This window comes from Streptomyces sp. NPDC001717, assembly GCF_042892775.1.
GTDB lineage: Bacteria > Actinomycetota > Actinomycetes > Streptomycetales > Streptomycetaceae > Streptomyces.
In genome coordinates this window covers 80,002-95,285 of record NZ_JBIAUK010000031.1, presented here as the reverse complement: position 1 = coordinate 95,285, position 15,284 = coordinate 80,002, and the positions used below count along the sequence as shown (strand labels likewise).

Here is a 15,284-nt window from a genome sequence, read left to right as displayed (position 1 = left end):
CCCCCCCCCCCCCCCCCCCCCCCCCCCCCCCCCCCCCCCCCCCCCCCCCCCCCCCCCCCCCCCCCCCCCCCCCCCCCCCCCCCCCCCCCCCCCCCCAACGGCGCCGCACCGGCCCCCGCGGCCCCCGCCCGCCGACGCCCGGCCTTGGCCGCCCCCGCCCCCGCCCCCGCCCTCGCAGCCGCACCCGCACCCGCACCCGCACCCGCACCCGCACCCGCACCCGCCAAGGAAGGCACCGGCACACGGTCACGAACCCGTACGACCTCGTACTCCGAGAGGTCGACCTGACGGGTCTCCTTCCGGAACTCCCCCGTCGTCCCCGGCCACACCGTCGTGTTGCGCCCCTGCGCGTCGAGGTACCAGCTGGTGCAGCCTCCGGTGTTCCACACCGTCCGCTCCATCCGCGCCTGCACCTGCCGGTTCCACCGGTTCACCGCCGACGGCCGCGCCGCCAGCGCGACCCGCCCCCCGAGCACGCCCAGCTGCCGCAGGTAGTCCGCCATGTAGTTCAGCTGCGACTCGATCATCAGGATCATCGAGCTGTTGCCCAGCCCGGTGTTCGGACCGATGATCGTCATCCAGTTCGGGAAGCCCGCCGCCGTCGCCCCGCGCAGCGCCTGCATCCCGTCCTTCCAGGTGTCCGCGAGGGTCTCGCCCTCCGCGCCCACCACCCGGTCCGCGATCGGCATGTCCGTGACGTGGAAGCCCGTACCGAAGACGATCGCGTCGACCTCGGTCTCGGTCCCGTCCGCGGCCACCAGCACGGAACCCCGGACCTCCTTCAGCCCCGAGGCGACCAGGTCCACATTGGGCCGGGCCAGCGCCGGGTAGTACTCGCTCGACAGCAGGATCCGCTTGCAGCCGATCCGGTACGAGGGCGTCAGCTTGGCCCGCAGTGCCGGGTCCTTGATCGAGCGCGCCATGTTGGCCTTGGCCAGCGATTCGATGAGCCCGAGCTGATTGGGCCGCTTCGTGAACGCGCTGACCTGGAGCTCCCGGATCCCCCACAGCAGCCCGCGCCGCGCCGCCCGGGTGAAGGGCAGCTGCCGGTGCAGCCAGCGCTCCACGGCGGTGATCGCCCGGTCGGTGCGCGGCATCACCCACGGCGGGGTCCGCTGGAACAGCGTGAGCCGCCGCACCTCCGGCGCGATGGCCGGCACGATCTGGATGGCGGAGGCACCCGTACCGATCATGGCGACGCGCTTGCCGGCGAGGTCGTAGTCGTGGTCCCAGCGCGCGGAGTGGAAGACCTTGCCGGGGAACTCGGCGAGCCCCGGGATCTCCGGCATCTTCGGGTCGGACAGCGGCCCGGTGGCGGAGACAACCACGTCGGCGGTCAGGTCCCCGCCCTCCGTCTCGATCTCCCAGCGCAGCTCGTCCGCGTCCCAGCGCATCATCCGGACCTCGTGGTTCAGCCGGATGTGGCGGCGCAGCCCGAAGGTGTCGGCGACGTGCTCCAGGTACTCCCGGATGGCCGGCTGCCCGGAGAACGTCCGCGGCCAGTCGGGGTTGGGCGCGAACGAGAACGAGTACAGGTGGGAGGGAACGTCGCAGGCGCACCCGGGGTAGCTGTTGTCGCGCCAGGTCCCGCCGACCGAGTCGGCCCGCTCCAGTACGACGAAGTCGGTGATCCCCTCGCGCCGCAGCCGCACGGCCGCGCCGAGCCCGCCGAACCCGGACCCGATCACCGCCACGCGTACGTGCTCACGCACGCGCTCGCCCTTGCCCATGCCGCCCATGCCGCCGCCTTCCGCATCTGCAACACTGCCAGCAATCACTGGCACAATCGGGAGAGTAGAGCAGGCCCGTACTCATGGGTAGGGGTCGCGCGCGGAAAGTTACCGCCAGTACGCCATAGGCTGCGACCGTGGCGAAGGATGAGACGGAACCGGACACAGTGCGTGAGTACCGTACGGAGGAACTGGCCGAGGCGGCCGGCATCCCCGTGCGCACCCTGCGCTTCTACCGCGAGCGCAAGCTGCTCCCGCCACCCCGCCGCGAGGGCCGGATCGCCTGGTACGACGAGCACCACCTGGCCCGGCTGCACACCATCGCCGCGCTGCTGGAACGCGGCCACACCCTCGGCGGCATCGCCGAACTGACCGCCGCCTTCGAGAACGGCCGCGACGCCGGCCAGGTCGGCGAGCTGCTCGGCATCGGCTGGTCGGAGGAGACCCCGGTCCGCCTCTCCCCCGAGACGCTCGCCGACTACTTCGAGGGCGAGGTCACCCCGGAGAACCTGGCGGCCGCACTCGACCTCGGCTACCTCGCCGTCGACGGCGACGAGATCGTGCACGTCAGCCGCCGCCTGCTCGACGTCTCCTCGGACCTGGTCCGCGAGGGCGTGCCGCTGGCGGTCGTCCTGGAGACGGGCCGCCAGGTCCGCGCGCACGCGGACGCGATGGCGGCCCTCTTCACGGAGCTCATCGCCGCCCACATACCGGGCGAGGACGCCCTGACCCGGTTGCGCCCGCTGGCGAAGAGCGTGGTCGAGGCGGAACTCACGATGGCGATGGACCGCCTGCTGTCCCACGGGGGCGGGAATCAGACCCCGAGCTCGTAGACGACGGTGACCGGCGCGTGGTCGGACCACCGCTCGGGGTGCGTCTCGGCCCGTTCCACGAAGGCCTTCACGGCCTTCGCCGCCAGGCCCGGGGTGGCCACCTGGAGGTCGATGCGCCAGCCGGCGTCGTTGTCGAAGGCCCGTCCGCGGTAGGACCACCAGGAGTACGGGCCCTCGGTGTCGGGGTGCAGCGCGCGCACCACGTCCACGTAACCGGTCTCCGCGTACACCTTGCCGAGCCACTCCCGTTCCTCGGGCAGGAAGCCGGCGTTCTTCCGGTTGGTCTTCCAGTTCTTGAGGTCGGCCTCCTGGTGGCAGATGTTCCAGTCGCCGCACACCACGACCTCGCGCCCGTCGGCCGCGGCCCGCACCTTCAGCTCCGCCAGATAGGCGCGGAACTCCTCCATGAACCGGTACTTCTCGTCCTGCTTCTCGGTCCCGGCCTCGCCGGAGGGCAGGTAGAGGCTGGCGACGGTCACACCGGGCAGATCGATCTCGATGTAGCGCCCGCCGGTGTCGAACTCGTCACTCCCGAATCCGACCTGCACCCGCTCGGGCTCCCGCCGCGTGTACAGCGCGACGCCCGCCCGCCCCTTCGCCGCCGCCGGCGCGAACACGGTGTGCCACCCCTCGGGCCTGCGGGCCTCCTCCGGGATCTGCCCCTCCTCGGCCCGCACCTCCTGCAGGCAGACGACATCGGCGTCGGACCCGGCCAGCCAGGGGACGAAGCCCTTCTTGGCCGCGGCGCGGATCCCATTCACATTCACGGAGGTAACGGTGAGCATCCCAGCACCATAGCCGGAGCGTTCCGTACGATATTCGAATGTCTCACGGTATAAACCTCCGCGCCGTGCCGTACGACCACCCGGACGCGGTCAAGCTCAACGACCTGGTACAGCTCGAATACCAGGAGCGGTACGACGGCGAGGGCGACGAAACGTTCCTCGACCCGGCGATGTTCGTACCGCCGTTGGGCCTCTACCTGCTCGCCTACGACGCCTCGGGCGCCCCGGTCGCGAGCGGCGGCTGGCGCAGCCAGGAGAAGAACGACGAGGGCTACTCGGACGGCGACGCCGAGCTGAAGCGCATGTACGTCGTCCCCGAAGCCCGCGGCCTGGGTCTCGCCCGCCGCATCCTGGCGACCCTGGAGGACGACGCCCGAGCGGCGGGCCGCACCCGCATGGTCCTGGAAACGGGCGACCAGCAGCCGGAGGCGATCGCCCTGTACCTCTCGTCGGACTACGCGATGTGCGCCAAGTTCGGCTTCTACCGCGACTACGACTCCAGCCGCTGCATGTCGAAGCCGCTGCGCTGACGCGGGCCCACCGGCCGACCTCGCCCGCCGGGCACCTCGCCTTCCGCCCCGCCGGGCGCACCTCCAGCCCCGCCGACGTTCGAGGCGCCGCCGGAGGCAAATCCAGCCTCGCCGGCGTTTGAGGCGCGGGGGTCCGGGGGCAGCGCCCCCGGCAACGGCGCCGCACCCTACCCCGCATGCCCAGCCGGGCAGCCCGCCCCCGCCGGGGACAAGCCCAGCCCCGCCGGCGTTTGAGGCGCGGGGGTCCGGGGGCAGCGCCCCCGGCAACGGCGCCGCCCCCGCACACCCCCCTACCCCCGCGGGAGCCAAACGGCCTCGTCCGTGCCCCAGCGGGACGGCCCCCGTCCCCACTCCCCGAGGGGACTGGCGGCGTACCTGAGCACCCCGTACCCCGAGTCCGCCTCCCGCAGCCACGGCCCGGCCGAGTACGCCCCCTGCCCGCACCGGCCCCCGGTCCCGGTCCCGGCCTCGGCAAGCCCCCGCACCAGCCACGACCCCGTCCCGGCGAGGGAGAACCGCAGCCCCCGCCCACCCCCCTCCGCGAGCCCCCTCAGCACGCCCGCCGCCACGAGGTACCCCGTCCCGTGGTCGAGCGCCTGCGCCGGCAGCACCCCCGGCACACCTCCCCCGCCCGGATCCGCACAGGCCGCCGCGATCCCGTACCCCGCCTGCACCAGCGAGTCGAAACCCCGCCGCCCGGCCCACGGGCCCACCTCCCGCCACCCCCACGCGCACAGCTCGGCCACCACCAGCCCCGGCCACCGCTCCAGCAGCTCCGCCGCGCCGAGCCCGTACCGCTCCAGCGCCCCCGGCCGGTACCCCGAGACCACCACGTCGGCCTCCGCCAGCAGCCCCTCGAACACCGCCCGGTCCCCCGCCAGCGCCAGGTCCAGCCGCGCCGACCGCTTCCCGAATCCGGTGTCCGCGTACGCGTCGTCCGCCTCCGGGAGCCTCGGCGAGTCGACGCGCAGCACGTCCGCGCCCAGCAGTCCGAGCGTCCGCGTGGCCACGGGCCCGGCGATGACCCGGGTCAGGTCCAGCACCCGCACCCCGGCCGCGGGCCGCCCGGCGGGGGCCGGTCCCAGCGGCCGCCCCCGCGCGCCCGATAGCCGTACGGGCTCCACGAGCGGCTGCGGCTCCCCGTACTCCTCGGCGACGGCGACGGCCAGCCCGCCACCCGCGTACACGAGCTCCTGGACCTCGACGGCCGGCCGGCCCGCCACCGCCGCCCCCAGCGCCTCCGGAGTCGCGGACGGCAGCCCGAGCGCCCGCACCAACGCCGCCTCGTGGTGCGGATAGTTGGCGTGCGTCCGCACCCACCCGTCCGCCGCCCGCCAAAAGCCCGACAGCGGCGCGAAGTTCACCGGCGCCCGCCCCTCGACCCTCAGGTGCCGCTCGCTGACGAACGCCGTCGCCACCGCACCCTCGTCCACCACCACCGGAGCCACATCGTCCGGCCCGCCACCGGCCCGTGCGGCGGCCAGCTCGCCCGCCGCCAGCGCGCACGCCCCGACCGTCGACCGCGCCAACTCCGCGACCGGCAGCGGCCCTTCCCCCAGATCCCCGGCCCCCCGGTACCGCACGCGCCCGGCAAGCCCCGACGCCCCGCCGAGCGCCGCCCAGGCCTGCGCGACGCCCCCGCCCTGCCCCTGCCCATCCGCATCAGCGATCGTCATGGACCCATTCTGCGATCCCCGCCGCCACCATCGAGGCGATCCGCGGGGCGAACTCCGGGGCGGGCGGCCGGGCCGGCAGGAACACCCAGGCGAACACGGCCCGCTCCCCGGCGATGAAGGTCTCCCGGTTCACCGGGCCGCGATCTCCGGCTACTGCTTCAGATCGGCGAGCAGCCCCGGCGTCGCGGCGCGCACGACGGCATCGGAGAACACGGTGAGGACCACCCCCGCCGGCCCGGCGAGGTCCCCGACGATCTGGGCGGGCCGCGCCATCGCCTTCATCGGCGCCGGCCACATCGCGATCGCCGCCGTCCAGACCTGGTCGAGCTGGGGCGACCGGCCGACCGCACGGCCCGGCCGCCCCGGGCAGCTTGGCCGTACCGCTGATCCTGGTCGCCTGCTCCTGTGGCCGCCTGGGTCCTCCTCGGCGGCCGGATCCTCGAGCCCTCGGGCTTTCCCCTCGGCCTGATTCCGGTCGCCCTCCTCTTCCTGGCACACCGGGCGAACCAGCCAAAGCGATGGACAGGGCGACTCCGGCCGCCGAAAAGGAAGTTGCCTCCGGCCGAGCGCCAACAGGCCCCGAAAACGCCGAGATCCCGCCCGGTCTTTCGACCGGACGGGATCTCATGACGTTCCCGAGAGCTACTCGCGAACTGTCGTTTGTGGACCTGTGGGGATTTGAACCCCAGACCCCCTCGATGCGAACGAGGTGCGCTACCAGACTGCGCCACAGGCCCTTGCGACGTGTGAAACATTAGCATCCCTGCGCCGGTGCTCCAAAACGCGTATCCCGGAGCGTCCGCGCAGGTCACCGATCACTCGTTCGCGGCGCGCGGGCGGTCGTCGCTCTCGTACTGGTCGAACAGCGGTGTGCGGCCCCGGCCCTGGCCGCGCGGGCGCGGGGTGGACTGGGGTGCCGGCTCCGCCTTCGGGGGCGTCGACTGCGGCTGCAGTTGGGCGCGCAGGCGGGGGTCCGTCGGTTCGGCGGTGCTGGAGCGGGTCGCGCTCCAGGCGTCCGGGGTCGCGGGGCCGGTCGCGCGGGGGGCCACCGGGGCCGTCACGTACGTCGGCAGCGGGACCGGGACCGGCTCCCAGCTGTCACCGCGCGCCGCGCCGCGGTCGCGTTCGCGCTGCTGGTCCACCCACTCGGCGTGGTCGGTCTGCTCGACCAGCGCGCGGCGCCCGGCCTCCTGCGGGGAGACCGGTGGCGCGGGGTCCGGTTCGGCGCCCGGCGCCGCGGTCTCCTCGGAGTCCCGGCGGCGCGGGCGGTTCTCCCTCAGGTTGCGCGCGGCGGCCTCGGCGCGGCGCCGGTCCATCGTGAACTCGTAGCGGCGCCGCTCCTGGACCCGCAGGTGCACGATGTACGCGCTCAGGAGCAGGGCGGGCACCGCGGGGGCCCACAGGTAGCGCAGGCCGCCGACCGCGGCGACGATCGCGCCGAGGGTGAAGACGAGGAAGAGGAGCGCGGTGGTGCGCCGGCGCCGCGCGAGGACCTGGAGGCGCTGTTCGCGCCGGGCCCGCTCCGCGCGGTGCTCCCGTTGGGCGGTGGCCTGCCTCGGCTCCGCCCTGGTCGGGGACACGCCAAGGGCCCGGGCGTCGGCGTCGACGGAATCGACCGTCTCCGTGACCGCGTCCGGGTCCGCGTGGGGCTGGGGCTCCGCCTCCTCGGCACCGCGCTCACGCAGCCCCTTGGCGTAACGGCGCTCCATTCCCGCCCGGCCCGAAAGCAGCCGAATGGCAGTGGAGAAGCGTTCCGTCGGACGGGCTTCGTTCAGCTCGTCCTGCCTCCGGAGCCACATGGGCACCAAGTAGGCGGCCCAGGCCCCGACAATGACTGCGTAGATGAGGCCGCTGCTGCTCACACCTCACACCGTAGAGGGACGCGGCCTACGGGATCGCCCAATTGGGCCGGTGTGTCGCGCGATCTCGCTGATATCACGGACTTTTTTTGTGATTCTTCGGATCAGGTTATGGGCAAATCGGTTGGCCGGGGCCTACTCGGCCCAATAAATCGAACGGATAATCGATTATCTATTTCGGCGGGGCACCCGACTGCCGGGACCGCTGCCAGCGGCGCAGCAGCCCCTCCGGCACCTCCTCCGCCGTGACCGCGTAGACGAGGTGGTCGCGCCAGGCACCGTCGATGTGCAGGTAGCGCGGACGCAGCCCCTCCTCGCGCAGGCCCAGCTTCTCCACGACCCGGCGGCTCGGCCCGTTCTCGGGGCGGATGCACACCTCGATCCGGTGCAGTCCGACCTTCGCGAAGCAGTGGTCCACCGCCAGCGCGACCGCCGTGGGCATGACCCCGCGGCCCGCCACGTCGCGGTCCACCCAATAGCCGACGTGCGCCGCGCACATCGAGCCCCAGGTGATCCCGGCGACGGTGAGCTGGCCGACCAGCCGGCCCTGGTACTCGATGACGAAGGGCAGCATCCGGCCCGCGTTCGCCTCGGCCCGCAGGTGGCGGACCATCTGGCGGTACGTCGGCCGCTGTATCACCGGCCCCCAGGGGGCGGGCGGCGGAATGGTGGCCTCCCACGGCCGGAGCCAGTCCCTGTTGCGGCGGTTGACCTCCCGCCAGGCCTTCTGGTCCCGCAGTTTTATCGGCCGGAGCGTGACGTCGCCGTCGGTCAGGACCACCGGCCAGGTGGGGCCGTTCAGCTCGTGCTCCCGGAGGGTTCCGCCGGTCTGGGGTGGTCGCCGCCGCGGATCTGGTCCACGGCGTGCGGGATGACGCGGGACAGGACGGCGAGGCCGTCGCGCACACCGCCCGTGGAGCCCGGCAGGTTCACGATCAGGGTGTGCCCGGCGACGCCCGCCAGCCCCCGGGACAGCGCCGCGGTCGGCACCTTCGCCAGGCCCTGCGCCCGGATGGCCTGCGGAATGCCCGGGATCTCGTAGTCCAGCACCCGGGCGGTGGCGTCGGGAGTGCGGTCGGTGGGCGAGATGCCGGTGCCGCCGGTGGTCAGGATGACGTCGTAGCCCGCGGCGACGCCCTCGCGCAGCGCCTGCTCCACGGGGTCGCCGTCGGGGACGACCTTCGGGCCGTCCACCGTGAAGCCGAGCTCCTCCAGCGCCTCGGCGAGCAGCGGGCCGCCCTTGTCCTCGTACACGCCCTGCGAGGCGCGGTTCGAGGCCGTGACGACCAAGGCCCGTCCCGGGGCGGCCGGGTGCGCGGGCTCGCGCGCCGCATCCGGCCGGGGGCCGTGACCGTGGCTGTGGCTGTGGACCTCGCCGCCGCGCGGGGGATTCACGAGCGCGTCCAGTCGCCGGACTTGCCGCCGGTCTTCTCCTCCACCCGGACGTCCGTGATGACGGCGCCCTTGTCCACGGCCTTGACCATGTCGATCACGGTGAGTCCGGCGACCGCGACGGCGGTCAGCGCCTCCATCTCGACGCCCGTGCGGTCGGTCGTCTTGACCGTGGCGAGGATCTCGACGGCGTCGTCGGCGACCTTCAGGTCGACCTTCACGCCCGAGACGGCCAGCGGGTGGCAGAGCGGGATCAGGTCGGGGGTCTTCTTGGCCCCCATGATCCCGGCGATCCGCGCGGTCGCGAGGGCGTCGCCCTTGGGGACGCCCTCGCCGCGCAGCAGCTCGATCACCCGGGGGGAGACGAGTACCCGTCCGCTGGCCCGTGCCGTCCGGGTGGTGACGTCCTTCTCGGAGACGTCGACCATCCGGGCCGCGCCGGCCTCGTCGATGTGGGTCAGCCTGCTCTGGGTACTCATTGCTGCGCCGCTCCGCTCTGGGCCCGCGCGGGGCCTGTGTGGTGCGACACACGCTACCGGCATCGGCCCCGGTTCAGCCGAGCAGGACCACTTCCAGCTCGGTGCCCGGCTCCACCGAAGTGACGTCCTCCGGTACGACCATCAGCGAGTCGGCGTGCGCCAGCGCGGCGATCAGGTGGGAGCCCGATCCGCCGACCGGGCTGACCGTGCCGCTCTCCGCGTCGTACTTGCCGCGCAGGAACTGGCGGCGGCCGGCCGGGGAGCCGAGCGCCTTGTCGGCCGTCAGCACCGCACGCACGCTGGGTCGGCGCACCTCGGACTCCGGCAGGCCCATGAGCGTCCGGATCGCGGGGCGAACGAAGAGCTCGAAGGAGACGTACGAGGACACCGGGTTGCCGGGCAGGGCCAGCAGCGGGGTGTGGTCCGGGCCGATGGTGCCGAAGCCCTGCGGCTTGCCGGGCTGCATGGCGAGCTTGCGGAAGTCCATCCGGCCGCCGTCGACGTCGCCGGCGTCCGTGCCGTCACCGACCGCGTCGGACTGGCCGACCGAGGACAGTGCCTCCTTGACCACGTCGTACGCGCCGACGCTGACCCCGCCCGTGGTGACGAGCAGGTCGGCCCGGATCAGCTGGTCCTCGATGGTGGAGCGCAGGGTGTCGGCGTCGTCCGCGACCGCCCCGACCCGGTAGGCGATGGCTCCGGCGTCCCGCGCGGCCGCGGCCAGCGCGAAGCTGTTGGAGTCGTAGATCGTCCCGGCGGCCAGCGCCTCGCCCGGCTGGACCAGCTCGCTGCCCGTGGACAGCACGACCACGCGCGGGCGCGGCCGGACCCGGACGGTGCCGCGCCCGATGGCGGCGAGCAGGGCGATCTGCGGCGGGCCGAGCACGGTACCCGCGGCCAGGGCCAGGTCCCCGGCCTGTACGTCGCTGCCGCGCGAGCGGACGTGCGCCCGCGCCTCGGCCGCCCGGTGCACCCGCACCTCGCCGGCCGCGCCCTCGGGGGCGGCGCTGGCCGGGGTCATCCCGGCGGCCGCGCCGCCGCCCGTGCCGCCGTCGGTCCACTCGACCGGGACGACGGCCTCGCTTCCCGGAGGCAGCGGGGCGCCGGTCATGATGCGGGCGGCCTCGCCGGGGCCGACGGTGGGCAGCTCACCGCTGCCCGCCGCGACGTCCCCGACGACCGTCAGCACCGCGGGGAACTCCTCGCTCGCACCCTGGACGTCGGCGACCCGGACGGCGTAACCGTCCATGGAGCTGTTGTCGAAGGGCGGGAGGGCGACGGGCACGGTGACGTCCTCGACCAGGACACAGCCCTGGGCGTCCAGCAGCTGGAGCTCGATCGGCTCCAGCGGGCGGACGGCGGCGAGGACGTCCGCGAGGTGCTCGTCCACGGACCACAGACGGTGGCCGGTCTCCTGCGGTGCGGAACTGCTCAAGGTCCTACATCTCCTCCGTGACGTAACGGTGAAGCCAGGTGCGGAACTCCGGACCCAGGTCCTCGCGCTCGCACGCGAGGCGGACGATGGCCCGCAGGTAGTCGCCGCGGTCACCGGTGTCGTAACGACGACCCCGGAAGATCACGCCGTGCACCGGACCGCCGACGGTCTCGTCGGCGGCCAGCTTCTGCAGGGCGTCGGTGAGCTGGATCTCCCCACCACGGCCCGGCTCGGTCTCCCGCAGTATGTCGAAGATCGCGGGGTTGAGGACGTAGCGTCCGATCACCGCGTAGTTGCTGGGGGCGTCCGCGGGGTCCGGCTTCTCGACGAGCCCGGTGATCCGGACCACGTCCTCCTCGTCGGTGGCCTCGACGGCGGCGCAGCCGTAGAGGTGCACGTTGGCCGGGTCCACCTCCATGAGGGCGATGACGGTGCCGCCGGTGCGGGAGTGGATGTCGGCCATCTGACGCAGCAGCGGGTCGCGCGGGTCGATGAGGTCGTCGCCGAGGAGGACGGCGAAGGGCTCCCGGCCGACGTGCGGTTCGGCGCACAGCACGGCGTGGCCGAGGCCGCGCGGGTCGCCCTGGCGGACGTAGTGCATGGTGGCCAGGTCGCTGGACTCCTGGACCTTCTTCAGCCGGTCGTCGTCGCCCTTGGCGATGAGCGCCGATTCCAGCTCGTAGTTCCGGTCGAAGTGGTCTTCCAGGGCACGCTTGTTACGCCCAGTGATCATGAGGACGTCGTCGAGCCCGGCTCCCACGGCCTCCTCGACCACGTACTGGATGGCCGGCTTGTCCACAACCGGGAGCATTTCCTTCGGGGTCGCCTTGGTCGCCGGAAGAAAACGAGTACCGAGGCCCGCAGCCGGAATAACAGCCTTCTTGATCACGGGGTGCAACATAGTCATGCCCCGAACGATAGTGGGTCCCGGCGGACGCTCAACGGGATCGCGGTAGGTAGATCCGCTTATGTCCATATTCCAAGGAAGATTTGGTTTCGCTGTGAATGAGAACCCGCACACCGCCGCCTCCACCAAGGCCGAGCTGCGCCGGGAACTCCTCGCCGCCCGCCGCGCCTTGTCCCCCGACGCCTGCCGCGCGGCGGCCGCGGCGCTCGCCGCCAGGGCCCTGGAACTGCCCGAACTGGCCGACGCGCACACGGTCGCCGCGTACGTCTCCGTCGGCACGGAACCGGGCACGCGCGATCTGCTCGACGCCCTGCGCGCGGCCGGCAAGCGCGTGCTGCTGCCCCTGCTGCTGCCCGACAACGATCTCGACTGGGCCGCCTACGAGGGACCGGCGAGCCTCGCCGAGGCCGCGCACCCCGGGAAGATGCGACTGCTGGAGCCGTCCGGCCCGGCGCTCGGACCGGACGCGGTGACCGGCGCCGAGGCCGTGCTGCTCCCCGGGCTCGCGGTGGACGGCCGCGGAATGCGACTCGGTCGCGGCGGGGGCTCGTACGACCGGGTCCTTCAGCGGCTGGAGCGCGCGGGGGCCCATCCGGCGCTGGTGGTGCTCCTCTACGACGACGAGGTGGTCGCGCGGGTCCCGGAGGAACCGCACGACCACCCCGTGCGTGCGGTGGCCACCCCTTCCGGGGTGTTCCGCTTCCGACTCGGCTTCTGACTCGACAGGCCGCCGGCTAGGGCTTGAGGGTCAGGGTGTCGACCGTCGCCTTGTCGACGGCCTCCTTGCCGAAGGGCCACTCCAGGAGCTCGCCCTTGGCCCACATCGTCGTCTGGTCGGTGTAGTTCGAGTGGTACGTGTGCCCCGAGGCGCCCGTCAGGTTGATCCAGCGGGACTTGTCGAGGTCGTTGAGGTTCACGACCATCCGCATCGAGGGCACCCAGGTCACCCCGTACCCGCTGGAGGCGTTCCAGCCGGTGGCGTTGACGGTGGCCTCGCCGCCGCCCAGGTTCCAGGGGCCGCGGTTGAGGAGCCACTGCATGAAGCCGGGGCCCTCGGTGCCGATCGTCTGGTTCTTCAGGTTGAGCTGGTGCAGCCGGCCCCAGCTCCAGGTGGACTGGTCCTTGCCGAGCTTGGCGGTCAGCTCCCAGCGGGCGTCCTCCATCGCCCGCGCGAACAGCTCGTCGCGGGTGGTGGTCGCCGGCACGGTGAGGTTCTTCTTCGGCGCGGCCCACCAGGGCGACTTCTCGTCCTTGACGAGGCGGCGGACCACCTCGAACCAGCGGTCGCCGCCGTCCGGCTGCGCCGAGTCGCTGCCGCGCATGCCGCATTCTCGGACCACTTCGGCCAGGTCGTCGTTGGGGCCGCTGCTCTGGTCGTGGACGTTCATGCAGCTGCCCTCGATGCGCAGTTCCTTCGGCATCTTGTCGCCGAAGGCCAGCTTGAGGATGTTGCGCCAGACCGCGTTGAAGTAGGCCGCCGCGGCCGAGTCGGGCTCCTGGGTGTAGTTCCAGCCCTCCAGCAGCTTCTGCGCGGAGCGCACGTCCGGGTCCTTGACCTCGATCTTGGCGAGCATCGGGGTGAGCAGCGCGGCGATCTCGCTGCTGTTGTCCATCTGCATGGCGCGCATGTCGTCGGTCGAGATCTTGCCGCTGTCCTTGATCTTCGCCTCGATGAGGTCGTTGATCCGCTGGCTGCGGGCGCCGTAGCCCCAGTCGGTGGTCAGCGTGTTCGGGTACTTGCCAGCGCCGGTGCCGGCCTCGACGACCGCCTGGTTGGCGGTGACGATGAAGCCGCGCTGCGGGTTCTGCTCCCAGGGGAGCTCGCTCTGCGGGATCCAGCCGGTGGCGCTGCCCGGGGTGCCCTTCCAGGCGTACTTGGGGTCCCAGCCCGGGGCGGGCATGCGGCCGTCGCCGGCGCCGCGCACGGGGATCCGGCCGGGGGCCTGGTAGCCGATGTTGCCGTACTGGCCCTTGTTGTCGGCGTAGATCAGGTTCTGGGAGGGGACCTCGAAGTCGGCGGCGGCCTTGCGGAAGTCGTCGAAGTTCTTGGCCTTGTCCAGCTTGAAGACCGCGTCCATGGACTTGCCCGGGTCGAGGGCGGTCCAGCGCAGGGCGACGGCGTAACCGGTGCCGCGGTCGGGGGCCGAGGAGGCGACGGGGGCGCGGGAGCCGACCGTGCCGAGCTCGTCGCTGCGGTCGGAGATCAGCGGACCGTTGTTGGTGGTCCGGACGGTGATCTTCTTGCTCTTCTCGCCCGCGATCTTGATCTCTTCCACGCGGGTGGTGAAGGGGAGGACCCTGTTGTCGTAGACGTAGCCCTCGGGCTTGACCTGCTCCAGGTAGAGGTCGGTGACGTCGGCGCCGAGGTTGGTCATGCCCCAGGCGATGTCGGTGTTGTGGCCGATGACCACGCCGGGCATGCCGGAGAAGGTGAAGCCGGCGACGTCGTACTGGCACTGGGCCGAGACGGCGCGGCAGTGCAGGCCCATCTGGTACCAGACCGAGGGCAGCTGCGGGGAGAGGTGCGGGTCGTTCGCGAGCAGCGGCTTGCCGGTGGTCGTGTACTTGCCGGAGACGACCCAGGAGTTCGAGCCGATGCCGCTGCCGTTGGGGCCGAGGATCGCGGGGATCTGGTCCAGGGTCTTGGCGAGGGAGGTCATCTGCGTGCGCAGGCCCACGGTCGCGCCCTGGGCGGTGGCGTTGTCGGCGAGGCCGGTGGGGCCGGTGATGCCGGTGGTGCCGCCGTTGGCGGTGCTCGCGTTCGATCCGGTGCCGGTGACCGTGCCGTCCTTGGTACCGGTGCTGCCCGTGGTCCCCTGCGGCGCGTACTTGCCGCCCTCGACCTTGCCGCCCTCGACGATCGGACGGTTCCGGTCGAAGGGGTACGGCGGGTACAGCTCGTCGATCTGCGCCGGCGAGAGCTTGCTCGACATCAGCGCGCGGTCGATCTCGTCCTGCATGTTGCCGCGCAGGTCCCAGGCCATCGCCTTGAGCCAGGCCACCGAGTCCACCGGCGACCACTGCTCGGGCTTGTAGTCGGAGCTGAGCCCCAGGGCCGCGTGCTCGACGGAGAGGTCCTTGCCGGACTTCCCCTTCAGGTACGCGTTGACCCCGTCGGCGTAGGCCTGGAGGTACTTCTTCGTCTCGGGCGAGAGCTTCTTGTCGTACTCCTCCTGCGCGACCTGGCGCCAGCCCAGCGTCCGCAGGAAGGCGTCGGTCTCGACCTGGCCGGAGCCGAACATCTCCGAGAGCCGCCCGGAGGTCATGTGGCGGCGTACGTCCATCTCCCAGAACCGGTCCTGGGCGTGGACGAAGCCCTGCGCGCGGAAGAGGTCCTCGTCGTTGTCGGCGTAGAGCTGCGGGATCCCGTGCTCGTCGCGCTTGACGTCGACGGTGCCGGTCAGGCCGGGCACCTTGAGGGAGCCGGTCGTCTGGGGGAACGAGGCGCGCACGCCGTCCACGCCCCAGTACGCCCCGTAGCCGAGGCCCGCGAAGAGCGCCAGGACCAGCACGAGCACGATCAGACGGGCTCGTCGTCCCTTCTTCTTGACGGGAGGAGCGGTTTCGTTGGCGGGCATCGCTGTCCTTAGAGGGGCAGGGTGGTCCTGGGAGTGCTGGGAGCAACCATAGGCGCAGGACCGGCCCCGGTGATCCGCCA

General features: G+C 72.6%; 15 protein-coding genes and 1 tRNA gene. 3 read left to right on the top strand and 13 right to left on the bottom strand.

What is annotated here, in order from left to right; genetic code table 11:
- On the bottom strand, positions 1-1,730 hold a 1,730-nt coding region (locus ACFYZL_RS33470), incomplete at its 3' end, for a flavin-containing monooxygenase (RefSeq protein WP_388684225.1).
- 137 nt (positions 1,731-1,867) lie between these two features.
- Here ACFYZL_RS33470 and ACFYZL_RS33465 point away from each other — a divergent pair.
- Positions 1,868-2,563, top strand: coding sequence for a MerR family transcriptional regulator (locus ACFYZL_RS33465; RefSeq protein ID WP_384758981.1), 696 nt, complete (start codon positions 1,868-1,870; stop codon positions 2,561-2,563).
- Here the strand turns inward: ACFYZL_RS33465 and ACFYZL_RS33460 are convergent.
- Entirely contained in the window at positions 2,545-3,348 is an 804-nt protein-coding gene (locus ACFYZL_RS33460) for an exodeoxyribonuclease III (RefSeq protein WP_384758978.1), read from the bottom strand. The genes ACFYZL_RS33465 and ACFYZL_RS33460 overlap by 19 nt on opposite strands.
- A gap of 38 nt (positions 3,349-3,386) precedes the next feature.
- Between ACFYZL_RS33460 and ACFYZL_RS33455 the strand changes: the two genes are divergently transcribed.
- Positions 3,387-3,878: a GNAT family N-acetyltransferase gene (locus ACFYZL_RS33455; protein ID WP_384758974.1), complete on the top strand. Its 492-nt coding sequence runs from the start codon at positions 3,387-3,389 to the stop codon at positions 3,876-3,878.
- Positions 3,879-4,168: 290 nt separating this feature from the next.
- Here ACFYZL_RS33455 and ACFYZL_RS33450 read toward each other — a convergent pair whose 3' ends face one another.
- From ACFYZL_RS33450 to galU, 10 genes are all read right to left on the bottom strand, one after another.
- Positions 4,169-5,554 (bottom strand): CoA transferase, encoded by a 1,386-nt coding sequence (locus ACFYZL_RS33450; protein ID WP_388684219.1) that lies wholly within the window; start codon positions 5,552-5,554, stop codon positions 4,169-4,171.
- Positions 5,541-5,687, bottom strand: coding sequence for a hypothetical protein (locus tag ACFYZL_RS33445; protein WP_388684217.1), 147 nt, complete (start codon positions 5,685-5,687; stop codon positions 5,541-5,543). The genes ACFYZL_RS33450 and ACFYZL_RS33445 overlap by 14 nt, the downstream gene beginning before the upstream one ends.
- Before the next feature lie 17 nt (positions 5,688-5,704).
- Positions 5,705-5,836 carry a hypothetical protein gene (locus tag ACFYZL_RS33440; RefSeq protein WP_388684215.1) on the bottom strand — a complete coding sequence of 44 codons (132 nt, stop codon included), beginning with the start codon at positions 5,834-5,836 and terminating at the stop codon, positions 5,705-5,707.
- Between the two features lie 381 nt (positions 5,837-6,217).
- Positions 6,218-6,291: transfer RNA gene (locus tag ACFYZL_RS33435), tRNA-Ala, on the bottom strand.
- 78 nt (positions 6,292-6,369) lie between these two features.
- Positions 6,370-7,416: a hypothetical protein gene (locus tag ACFYZL_RS33430; RefSeq protein WP_384746679.1), complete on the bottom strand. Its 1,047-nt coding sequence runs from the start codon at positions 7,414-7,416 to the stop codon at positions 6,370-6,372.
- Positions 7,417-7,585: 169 nt separating this feature from the next.
- On the bottom strand, positions 7,586-8,194 hold the full coding sequence (locus ACFYZL_RS33425; RefSeq protein WP_376657455.1) for a GNAT family N-acetyltransferase: 609 nt from the start codon (positions 8,192-8,194) through the stop codon (positions 7,586-7,588).
- Positions 8,195-8,211: 17 nt separating this feature from the next.
- Positions 8,212-8,703: a molybdenum cofactor biosynthesis protein B gene (locus ACFYZL_RS33420; protein ID WP_384746752.1), complete on the bottom strand. Its 492-nt coding sequence runs from the start codon at positions 8,701-8,703 to the stop codon at positions 8,212-8,214.
- Between the two features lie 101 nt (positions 8,704-8,804).
- On the bottom strand, positions 8,805-9,284 hold the full coding sequence (gene moaC / locus ACFYZL_RS33415) for a cyclic pyranopterin monophosphate synthase MoaC (RefSeq protein WP_384746682.1): 480 nt from the start codon (positions 9,282-9,284) through the stop codon (positions 8,805-8,807).
- Between the two features lie 73 nt (positions 9,285-9,357).
- The gene (gene glp, locus ACFYZL_RS33410; RefSeq protein ID WP_388684210.1) at positions 9,358-10,719 is read right to left on the bottom strand and encodes a gephyrin-like molybdotransferase Glp; all 1,362 of its coding nucleotides are present in this window, start codon (positions 10,717-10,719) and stop codon (positions 9,358-9,360) included.
- A 4-nt stretch (positions 10,720-10,723) separates the two neighbouring features.
- Complete coding sequence (gene galU, locus ACFYZL_RS33405) at positions 10,724-11,626, bottom strand: UTP--glucose-1-phosphate uridylyltransferase GalU (protein ID WP_384590054.1); 903 nt, start codon at positions 11,624-11,626, stop codon at positions 10,724-10,726.
- A gap of 94 nt (positions 11,627-11,720) precedes the next feature.
- On the opposite strand from galU, the gene ACFYZL_RS33400 reads away from it, so the two are divergent.
- Positions 11,721-12,344, top strand: a complete 624-nt coding sequence (locus ACFYZL_RS33400) for a 5-formyltetrahydrofolate cyclo-ligase (protein WP_388684207.1) — start codon at positions 11,721-11,723, stop codon at positions 12,342-12,344.
- 16 nt (positions 12,345-12,360) lie between these two features.
- On the opposite strand, the gene ACFYZL_RS33395 is transcribed toward ACFYZL_RS33400, so the two are convergent.
- A complete protein-coding gene (locus ACFYZL_RS33395; protein WP_388684204.1) occupies positions 12,361-15,204 on the bottom strand; it encodes a penicillin acylase family protein in 2,844 nt (947 codons plus the stop codon).
- Positions 15,205-15,284: the final 80 nt, after the last annotated feature.